The following is a 9,430-nucleotide window of genomic DNA, read 5'->3' as shown; positions in this document are numbered from 1 at the left end:
GGGGGGGGGGGGGGGGGGGGGGGGGGGGGGGGGGGGGGGGGGGGGGGGGGGGCGCCGGGGGGGGGGCGGGGGGGGCCCCCAGCCCGGGGCCCGCCCCTCCCCCCAGGCCCCCTCCCCCACATCCCCGCCCGCCCCTCATCCCCGCACCCCGTCCCATTCCTCACCTCCACCCCAAGGAGCAACGATGAATCTGCGTGACGACGCCCGTGCTCTCTCCGGCGATCTGGTGCGGCTGCGCCGTTCGCTGCACCGCATCCCCGAGGTCGGGCTCGATCTGCCGCGTACTCAGGAGAAGGTGCTGGAAGAGCTGGCCGGGCTGCCGCTGGAGGTGCGTACCGGTGACGGGGTCAGTTCGGTGACCGCCGTGCTGCGGGGCGGACGGCCGGGCCCTGTGGTACTGCTGCGGGGCGATATGGACGCGCTGCCGGTGTCCGAGCGGACCGGCCTGGACTTCGCGTCGGACACCGGCCGGATGCACGCCTGCGGCCACGACCTGCACACCGCCATGCTGGCCGGGGCCGCCAAGCTGCTGTCCGCACACCGCGAACGGCTGGCGGGCGATGTGCTGTTCATGTTCCAGCCCGGTGAAGAGGGCTTCGACGGCGCGCGGTACATGCTGGCCGAGGGACTGCTGGACGCCGCGGGGCAGCGGCCGGAAGCGGCGTACGCGATCCATGTGATGTCGGCGGGCCATCCCAGCGGCGTCTTCGGTACCCGTGGCGGCCCCACGCTGGCGGCGTCCAATGTGCTGCGGGTGACCGTACGCGGTGCGGGAGGGCACGGTTCGATGCCGCACCGTGCGAAGGATCCGGTGCAGGCGGCGTGCGCGATGGTGACGGCGTTGCAGGCGTGGATCACCCGTACCTTCGACGTCTTCGACCCGGTGATCCTCACGGTGGGCACGTTCCACGCCGGTACGCAGCAGAACGTCATCCCCGACGCCGCGGAGTTCGAGGCGACGGTGCGGAGTTTCTCGCCTGCGGCCCAGGCCACGGTGAAGGACGGCACGGTGGAGGTGTGCCGGGGGATCGCCGCGGCGTACGGGGTGAAGGTGGAGGCGGAGTTCGCCGAGCAGTATCCGGTCACCGTCAACGATCACGCAGAGGCCGGATTTGCGGCCGATGTGGTGCGTGAGGCGCTCGGTGAGGAGCGTTACGGGGCGCTGCCGCACCCGCTGCACGGTTCCGAGGACTTCTCCCGGGTGCTGGCCGAGGTGCCGGGGGCGATGCTGGCGCTGGGTGCACCGCCCGCCGGCGCCGACCACGAGCGCAGCGCCAACAACCATTCTCCGCTGGCCGAGTTCGATGACGCAGTACTGGCCGACGGGGCGGCGGTGTACGCGGAGCTGGCGGCGCGACGACTGACGAAGGCGGCGGGGCCGGTGTAGGGGGACGGACCAGTGCAGGGGGACGGACCAGTGCAGGGGGACGCCCGGTGTAGGGGGACGGGCCCTGTGCAGCGGAGAGGGCAGCCGACGAGGGGCTGAGGGCCGTCGGTGCGGGAGCAGAGAGCCGGGGGCGGAGAGCCGGGAGCAAGGAATCGGGAGCAAGGAGCAAGGGCGAGGGAGTCAATGCGGCAGGTGCCAGCGTGCCGTGCGGCTGGCGGGGGCGCAGTCCACGAGGGACAGCGGTGCGCCTTCCTGCGTCGCGAGCCGGGGGGCCACGCCCAGGCAGAGGTCGCCGGCGGCGGCGTTGCGGATGAGGGTGGTCCCGTCGCTCTGTGGATCCAGCCACCACAGTTGGTTGTCGTCCCGGTTGGCGTTGCAGGGGCCTTCCGCCACCGTGGTGCCGACGGGTTGGGCGGCCCCTCCCGGCAGATCCAGGCACAGCCTGCCGCGGTCCTTGGAGTTAGCGATCATGACGAGGTCCACGCCGTGCGGCCCCTCGTGCGGGTGCGGAGTCGTCACGTCCCACAGCTGGTTGTCGGCGGGCGAGGGGTTGCAGCCTGACTGGTCGATGATGCCCGACATCCCGGGGCCTTCTCCCGGCAGGTCGGCGCACATCCCCGTCGCGGCGTTCCGGAAGAGGGCACGGGTGTACGGCTCGGCCTGCTTCGGCGGTCCTGCGGGCGCGCCGGACGGGGGCGGGGGCGCGGGGGATGACACCGGCGCCTGTGGTGGCACCCGTCCCGCCGCCGGGTGCCCGGTGCCGCCGTCGTGCATCGCACTCCACGCGAACCAGCCGCCGCAGCCCAGCACCACCACGCCCAACACACCCAGCACGCTCGCGAGCAACGACCCGCGCACCCGTACGTGGCCAGGCTCCGCGGGCCGCCCGCCGCTCCTCTTCCGCAACGGCGTCGTCGGGCGCGGGGCAGGCGTGTCGGCCGTCGGGGACGCCTCGCCGTCGGCGGCCCACCGCACGGCCTCGGAGCGGGACGCGAAGCCAGGGCCTGAGCCGTACCCGGAACCGACCCCGCTTCCGCTCCCGCCCCCGGACGCACCCCCCGCAACAGCCCCCGCCACCCCCTCCAGGCCACCCCCGTCACCCTCATCACCCCTCACTGCGATCCTCCGCAGCGCCTCCTCCGCCCGTCGGCCCGTTATCCGTTGCTGCGGGTCCTTCGTCAGCAGTTGTTCGATCAGCGGTGCCAGCGGTCCGGCGTGCGGCATCGCCGGGACGGGTGCGGTGCGCACCGCCACCAGCACCTCGAACGGGTCCGGGTCGCGGAACGGCGCACGTCCCTCCGTCATCTCGAACAGCATCACCCCCACCGACCACACATCCGCCGCGGCGGCCACCGCGCCCGCCGACCGCTCCGACAGCGGAACCGCCAACTCCGGTGCCAGGTACCGCGGCGTCCCCACCACCTCGTGCACCTGCGTGACCTGGGAGGCGCCTTCGAAGGTCGCGACGCCGAAATCCATCAGCACCGCCCGGCCGTCGCGGCGGAACAGCACGTTGTGCGGCTTCACGTCCCGGTGCAGCACCCCCGCCTCGTGCACCTCCCGCAACCCGCGCAGCACCTCGCTCCCGATGCGCGCCGCCTCTCTCACCGGGAGGCGCCCCTGCTCCCGCACGAGGTCCGCCAGCGAGCGCGAGCCCACCCGCTCCATCACGATCCAGATCTGCCCGCCGGCCTCGATCACGTCGTGCACCGTCACCACGTGTTCGTGCCCGACGCGCGCGATCGCCTGCGCCTCACGCCGTGCCCGCGCCACCCAGTGCGCCCGCTCCTCCTCGTCCACGGCGCCCCGCAGCAGCAGTTCCTTCACGGCGACCCGCCGCTCCAGCCGGGTGTCGAGCGCCTCCCAGACCACGCCCATGCCGCCGCGCCCCAACTCCCGCTCCAGCACGTAGCGCCCGTCCACCCGGTGGCCTGGCGCGCCGCCCACCGCCCCGGATCCGGTCCCCCCGGGTGACGTCGGCCCGTTGCCCACCGCACCCGACGTCACCTCGTCGTCGTACGGGGCACCCACCGGCCGCTCCCCACCACGCACACGCCTCTCCTCCACGATCCGTCACCCGAGTCCCCACAGACTAGGACGGGCCCGTGAAGCCGCTGCGCCCGCCCGGAGGGCAGGGAACGCGCTGGTCACAAGGGACGCGTGCGGGGCGGGACTTGACGGGAGCGGGTCGGTTCCGCGCGGTGTTCTCGCGGGTGGCCGGCCTTCAGCCGCTTCGGCTCGGGCACCGCGCGCCCCTACCCAGGCGTGCGTGGAATCTGAGATCCCGTCAGTCGGGAAAGCCGAGTCCGGAACGCATAACGATCTACCGCTGGAGTAACTAAGCTGATGTCAGTTCTTTTCAGTATCCCAACTCTTGGCAGGAGAACGGTCGATGAGTCGTTATGCCCGGTTGGCGTTTACCGAAGGCGTCCGGCACGTCCAGGAGGAGAAGGGCAGCGCTCCGGCCATGCAGCGTCTGCTCAGGGGGGACACCGGGGAACCGGATCCGCTGGGGCCCGCAGAAGCTGCCTTCATCGAGTCCCGCGACGGTTTTTACCTCGCCTCGGTGGGCGAGACCGGCTGGCCGTATGTCCAGTTCCGCGGAGGACCTCCCGGGTTTGTCCATGTGCTGAACGAGCGGACGCTGGGTTACGCGGAGGTGCGAGGGAATCGCCAGTACATAACAGGCGGCAACATTCGCTCCAATAATCGAGTTTCTATGTTCTTCATGGACTACGCCAGACAAACTCGACTGAAGGTTTTCGGCCACCTGGAGCCCAGGACGCCATCCGACATCCCGGGGATTGACGTCCAATTGGGCGCCACGCGCACCGAAGGGCACCCGGAGTGCTTAATGATCGCCCACATCGAGGGATTCGCCTGGAACTGCTCCCAGCACATCACGCCACGATTCACCCGGGATGAGGTCACGCACGCCCTGGGCCCGGTCTACGAGCGGATCGCACAGCTGGAACAGGAGAACGAGGAGTTGAAGTCGCGGCTCGAAGAGCGGGGTTGAGGCGGACGCGAGGCATCAGGGGTGGCGGGCGAGCAGGACCTCGGCGATCGCCTTGGCCTGGAGGGCGGGAGCGGCGGAGCGGATGCGCTGGGCCGTGACGTGCGCGCCGTCCATCAACATGAGGAATTGCTGGGCGAGTTGCCGTGACTCCGGGTGGCCCGCCTCGGCCAGCAGGTCGGCGATGTATGCGGCCACCGCCTGCTTGTGCTCGGCGGCCAGCCGGTAGACGGGGCTGTCGAGATCGGTGTCCTCGATCATCGCGTTGATGAAGGCGCAGCCGCGGAACTCGGAGGAGGCGAACCGTTCGGCGAGGGCATCGAAGATCGCCAGGGGGGCGCCGCCGCGGGCGGTGACGGCCTGCTCCAGCCAGGCGCGCCAGCGTTCGTCGCGGCTGCGCAGCACTGCCAGGGCCAGGTCCTCCTTGCTGGAGAAGTGGCGGTAGAAGGACGCGCGGCCCACGCCGGAGACTTCCAGCAGGCGTTCCACGCCCACGGCTCGCACTCCTTCGGAATAGAAGAGTTCATCGGCGGTAGCGAGAAGACGTTCACGAGCTCGGGTGGCCATACCCCTCACTTTAATCGTCTTGACATTATTCGGAACCGAGCGGTACCGTCCCGCGAAATGGTACTGATCGGTTCCGAATGTCTCAGCTTGCGCCCCTGAATGACTCAGTCCGTGCGCCTGGAGGAATGATCTGTGGTCGACAACGCTGCCAGTGACGGCAAGGACGCTCCCCCGAGGCAGGGTTGGCGCGCACGTACCGCACTTCTCACGTTAGGCGCCTTCGCGGTCGGTACCGATGGCTACGTGATCGTCGGCCTGTTACCCCAGATCAACAACACGCTGCATGTCAGCAGTGCCGCATCCGGCCAGTTGGTGAGCGTCTTCGCCCTGGTGTACGCGATCCTGTCACCGGTTCTTGCCGCGGTTACCGGCAAATGGCCGCGGCAACGAGTCCTCGTCGCCGGACTCCTCCTGCTCGCGGCAGGAAATGCGGTGACCGCGCTCGCCGACGATTACGGACTCGTGCTCGCCTCCCGGATCCTGGCGGGTTCCGGTGCCGCACTGTTCACCGCGAGTGCGGTGGCCACAGCCGCCTACCTCGCTCCCGGCGAGCGGCGCGGGAGCGCCATCGCCATGGTGACCGCGGGCTCGACGCTTTCCCTGGTCCTGGGCGCTCCGCTCGGTACGGTCATCGGCAATCAATGGGGCTGGCACGCGGCGATCTGGTTCATCGCCGGCATCGCCGGCGTTGTCGCCGCCGCCATCGCCACCCTGCTGCCCAACATCAGCGTCGGTCAGGCCGTCCCGCTGCGACAGCGCCTCGTCCCGCTCGCCGACCGGCGCGTGCTGAAAGTCCTCGCGGTCACGCTGCTGGCGTTCGTCGGCATTTTCCTTCCCTTCACGTATATGAGCGCGATCTTCGCGCCCGCGACCGGTGGCAGCCAGGACCGGCTCGCGCTGCTGCTGATGGTCTTCGGCATCGCCGCGACGGCGGGGAATCTGACGGCCGGACGGTTGGCCGACCGGTTCAACGCCCGGATCGTTGTCGTCCTCGCCACCCTGTGCATCACCTTGGTGTTCCTGGCCATGTTGGCCGCGCGGGGGACCTTCACCCTCGTGGTCGTCCTGGAAGCGGTGGCCGGCTTTGTCTGCTTCTCGGTCATCGGACCGCAGCAGCACCGCATCATCGACTACGCGCCCGAAGGCGGCGCCCCCCTCGTCACGTCGCTCAACCTGTCCACCGCGTACCTGGGGAACTTCGCCTCCAGCGTTCTCGGTGCCGTCATCCTCTCCACCGCCAGTTCCGCGGCCTTCGTGCTGCCGGTGGCCGCGGCCTTCGCGCTTGCCGCATGCCTGATCGCCATGTGGACCGCAAGGTCAGCAGGAGCTACCGGCGGCAATCCCGCCGAGGAAAACCGCAGCGCCACAGCGACTGCGAAATGAGCTCGCCGGCGACCTGCCGGCACAACCGAAGACGATCGAGAAACGGGGATAAGTGTTATGGCCAGCGTATCGATGCAAAGAGTTGAGGCCGCCGGAGTTCCGGTCGGCTACTTCACGCAGGGAACGGGACCTGAGGTTCTCCTCATACACGGTGCCGGCGGGCATCCCGAGTCGAGCTTTGCCAATCTTCTCGACCATCTGGCGCAGGATCGAAGACTGATTGTGCCGGGCTACTCGGGCAGCAGCTTCACCCCCCTGCCCGAAGACGGCGAATTGAGCTTCGAGTTGCTGGCCGACCAGATGATCGAGGTGCTGCGCGCGACCGCACACGGCCCGGTGGACGTCATCGGATTCTCCACCGGTGCGGGCATCGCCTCGGTCATCGCGGCGAAAGAGCCGGAACTCATCCGGCGCATGATTTTCTGCGGTGGATTCATGCACTACAAGGATCCACGACAACGCATGTTCATCAGGACCTGGCTCAAGCTCGCCAAGCTGGACGCCAACGGGTTCGCCGACTACTCCACCATCCACGCGCTCTCGGATCGCTATCTGGATTCCATCAGCGCAGACGAACGGTTTCAGATACGCGTCGGCTTGATGCCGTCCGACGGGCTGGTAGCCCTGTGCAAACTCGTCAACGACATGGACCTCAGCGGATACATGCCGAAAATCACGTGCCCCACGCTCGTGGTCGCACCGACGGGTGATCAGCTGATTCCGAACCGATATGCGCGGCAGTTGCGGGACGTGATTCCGGGCAGCGAGTACGTCGAACTGGACTCGGGTCACCTGGTGGCCGTGGAAAAGCCGAAAGAGCTGCTCAAGATAATCGACGAGTTCCTCGATCAGCGCTCCTGACGTCCGGGGGCGGCTGCACGAAGAGAGCCGGCATCGCCTGGACGATGCCGGCCTCCTCGGTCTCGCCGCCCCCTGCTGCTCCACACGCTCCACACGGCTCCGCCAACTCACCCCGCAGGACGCCGTCTTAGAAGTTTCTTAAACCCCTCGACTATCCCTGCACCATGGATTCCGAGACCACTCACAGAAGCGACGCGGGCACCGGGCACACCCGACCGGCCCGGCGGCCGGGCCCGCGCCCCGGCCGCCGCCGTGCGACGCGCACGCTGGCCGCGTCCCTCGCGCTGACCGCCACCGCCTTCGGCGTCGCAGGGTGTGACAGCGCGGCGGCAGGCACCGTCGAGGGGCGGCATGTCGAACTCCCGGTGAGCGGCGGTACGGCCGTCGTCGACACCGGTTCGCTCGCGGTCACCGCCCGCGCCGACGACGGGCGGACGATGACGCTGTCCGGCCCTGCCGCCGGCGGTCTGGGCACGCCGGGGCCGGTGCGGCGCACGGCTGCGGGGGCGCGCTGGAGCTATCCGGCGAAGGGGCTGAGCGTGACCGCGCGCGCCGATCACGGGCGGCTGCGGATCGCGTTGCGCGCGGACCGCGACGGGTCGGTCACCTGGCCGGTGACCGGTACCGATCCGTCCGCTTCGTCCCTCCAAGTGCCGCGCGGCGAGGGTCTGGACATCCCGGTGCGGGACGCGTTCTGGAACTCGGCCAAGGGCGGCCTGGCGGGCAGCACGGTCGACATGGGTGCCGATCTGGCCCTCCCCTTGTGGGGCTACAGCCTGGGCGAATCCGGTGGCGGGCACGGTGTCAGCTATCTGACCTCCACCGACATCGGTACATCCCTGCGGTTCGCGTCCGCCGGTGGCCGGCTGCGGACCACGGCCTCGCACGCCTTCGACGCCGGCGACGGCACCCGTGCGTACGAGGTGTCCTTCGCGCTGACCGACGGCGATCCGGTGGCGCCCGCGACCGACTACCGTGCGCTGCTCGCGCAGCAGGGGAAGCTGGGCAGCCTGCGCGAGAAGATCCGGAAGAACCCGGCCAACGGCAAGCTGCTGGGCGCCTTCCACGCGTACCTGTGGGGTGACGCGCGCACCGCGGACGGTGTCGGGCGGCTGAAGAAGCTCGGCGTCGACCGGATGTGGCTGGGGTACGACGCAGGTCCCGGGCCGATGGACGCGGCGGCGGTGCGGGCGGCGAAGGGCGCGGGGTATCTGGTCGGCCCGTACGACTCGTTCGCCAACGGGCAGGATCCGAAGACCGCGGACAGTCCCACGTCGGTGTGGCCGGGCCGGGTCTATCCGGACTTCTGTGTGCGCCGGGCGGACGGCTCGCCGGAGAGCGGTTTCCACGGCCGTGGCTGCTATCTCAGCTCGCGGGCGTTCGAGAAGGCCGAGCCGCGCAAGCACTATCTGGCGGACCGTACCCGGGCGATGGTCGCCAACGGCGCGGACAGTTACTTCCTGGATGTGGACGCGACGGGTGAGCTGTTCCGCGATCACGCCGCGGGCCACCGGATGACCAAGGAGGACGACCGCGCGATGCGGCTCGCCCGGATGCGGCGGCTTGCGCAGCATCTGGTGCTGGGGTCGGAGAGCGCGCAGCCGTGGGCCAACAAGGTGCTGGCGTTCGACCACGGCGCGGGTACGCCGGTCGCCGACGGACTGTGGAAGCTGGAGCGCGACAAGGAGGCGTGGGGCGCGTACTACCCGGAGAAGGCCCCGAAGTTCTTCTTCAAGCCGGTGCGGCTGCCGGCGGATGTGGCCAAGGCGATGTACGACCCGAAGTACCGGGTGCCGCTGTACGAGACGGCGTTGCACGGTTCGCTGGTGAACGCCGAGCGCTGGGAGCTGTCGTACGAGAAGCTGCCGGCGCAGAAGACCACCAGGGCGCTGCTCGCGATTCTGTACAACACCCCGCTGAACTATGTGCTCGACGGCCCTTCGCTGAAGCGCGACGGCGGTGAACTGGCGGCGTTGCAGCGGTACTTCTCGCCGCTGCACCGCGCGGCCGGCACCGAGCGGATGACGTCCTTCCGGTGGCTGACCGAGGACCGGACGGTGCAGCGGACGGTGTTCGGTGACGGCGCGCTGACGGTGACCGCCAACTTCGGGGACGCGGCGCACCAGGGGCTGCCGGGCGGCTGTGTGGACGCGCGGCTGCGCGGGGACGAGGCGCCGCGGCGGCTGTGCCCGGCGCGGGCCGCGGGCTGAGCCGGG

General features: G+C 70.0%; 7 protein-coding genes. 5 read left to right on the top strand and 2 right to left on the bottom strand.

Annotated elements, in window-relative coordinates; genetic code table 11:
• The first annotated feature begins 184 nt into the window (after positions 1-184).
• Complete coding sequence (locus ACIBK8_RS05715; RefSeq protein WP_399040274.1) at positions 185-1,387, top strand: M20 family metallopeptidase; 1,203 nt, start codon at positions 185-187, stop codon at positions 1,385-1,387.
• A 180-nt stretch (positions 1,388-1,567) separates the two neighbouring features.
• Here the strand turns inward: ACIBK8_RS05715 and ACIBK8_RS05710 are convergent, their stop codons facing one another.
• Entirely contained in the window at positions 1,568-3,439 is a 1,872-nt protein-coding gene (locus ACIBK8_RS05710) for a serine/threonine protein kinase (protein WP_399040273.1), read from the bottom strand.
• A 340-nt stretch (positions 3,440-3,779) separates the two neighbouring features.
• On the opposite strand from ACIBK8_RS05710, the gene ACIBK8_RS05705 reads away from it, so the two are divergent.
• Complete coding sequence (locus ACIBK8_RS05705; protein WP_399040272.1) at positions 3,780-4,406, top strand: pyridoxamine 5'-phosphate oxidase family protein; 627 nt, start codon at positions 3,780-3,782, stop codon at positions 4,404-4,406.
• A gap of 15 nt (positions 4,407-4,421) precedes the next feature.
• On the opposite strand, the gene ACIBK8_RS05700 is transcribed toward ACIBK8_RS05705, so the two are convergent.
• Positions 4,422-4,970, bottom strand: a complete 549-nt coding sequence (locus ACIBK8_RS05700; RefSeq protein ID WP_399040271.1) for a TetR/AcrR family transcriptional regulator — start codon at positions 4,968-4,970, stop codon at positions 4,422-4,424.
• Positions 4,971-5,102: 132 nt separating this feature from the next.
• Here ACIBK8_RS05700 and ACIBK8_RS05695 point away from each other — a divergent pair, with 132 nt between their 5' ends.
• The 3 genes from ACIBK8_RS05695 (at position 5,103) to ACIBK8_RS05685 (ending at position 9,424) form a co-directional block, all read left to right on the top strand.
• Positions 5,103-6,353, top strand: coding sequence for an MFS transporter (locus tag ACIBK8_RS05695; protein ID WP_399040270.1), 1,251 nt, complete (start codon positions 5,103-5,105; stop codon positions 6,351-6,353).
• A gap of 57 nt (positions 6,354-6,410) precedes the next feature.
• Complete coding sequence (locus tag ACIBK8_RS05690; protein WP_399040269.1) at positions 6,411-7,214, top strand: alpha/beta fold hydrolase; 804 nt, start codon at positions 6,411-6,413, stop codon at positions 7,212-7,214.
• A 164-nt stretch (positions 7,215-7,378) separates the two neighbouring features.
• Positions 7,379-9,424, top strand: a complete 2,046-nt coding sequence (locus ACIBK8_RS05685; RefSeq protein WP_399040268.1) for a glycoside hydrolase — start codon at positions 7,379-7,381, stop codon at positions 9,422-9,424.
• The last annotated feature ends 6 nt before the right edge of the window (positions 9,425-9,430 follow it).

The organism is Streptomyces sp. NPDC050161 (genome assembly GCF_044460025.1).
Classification (GTDB): Bacteria; Actinomycetota; Actinomycetes; order Streptomycetales; family Streptomycetaceae; genus Streptomyces.
The sequence above is the reverse complement of the archived record's forward strand: the minus strand, read 5'-3'. Positions and strand labels throughout refer to the sequence as shown.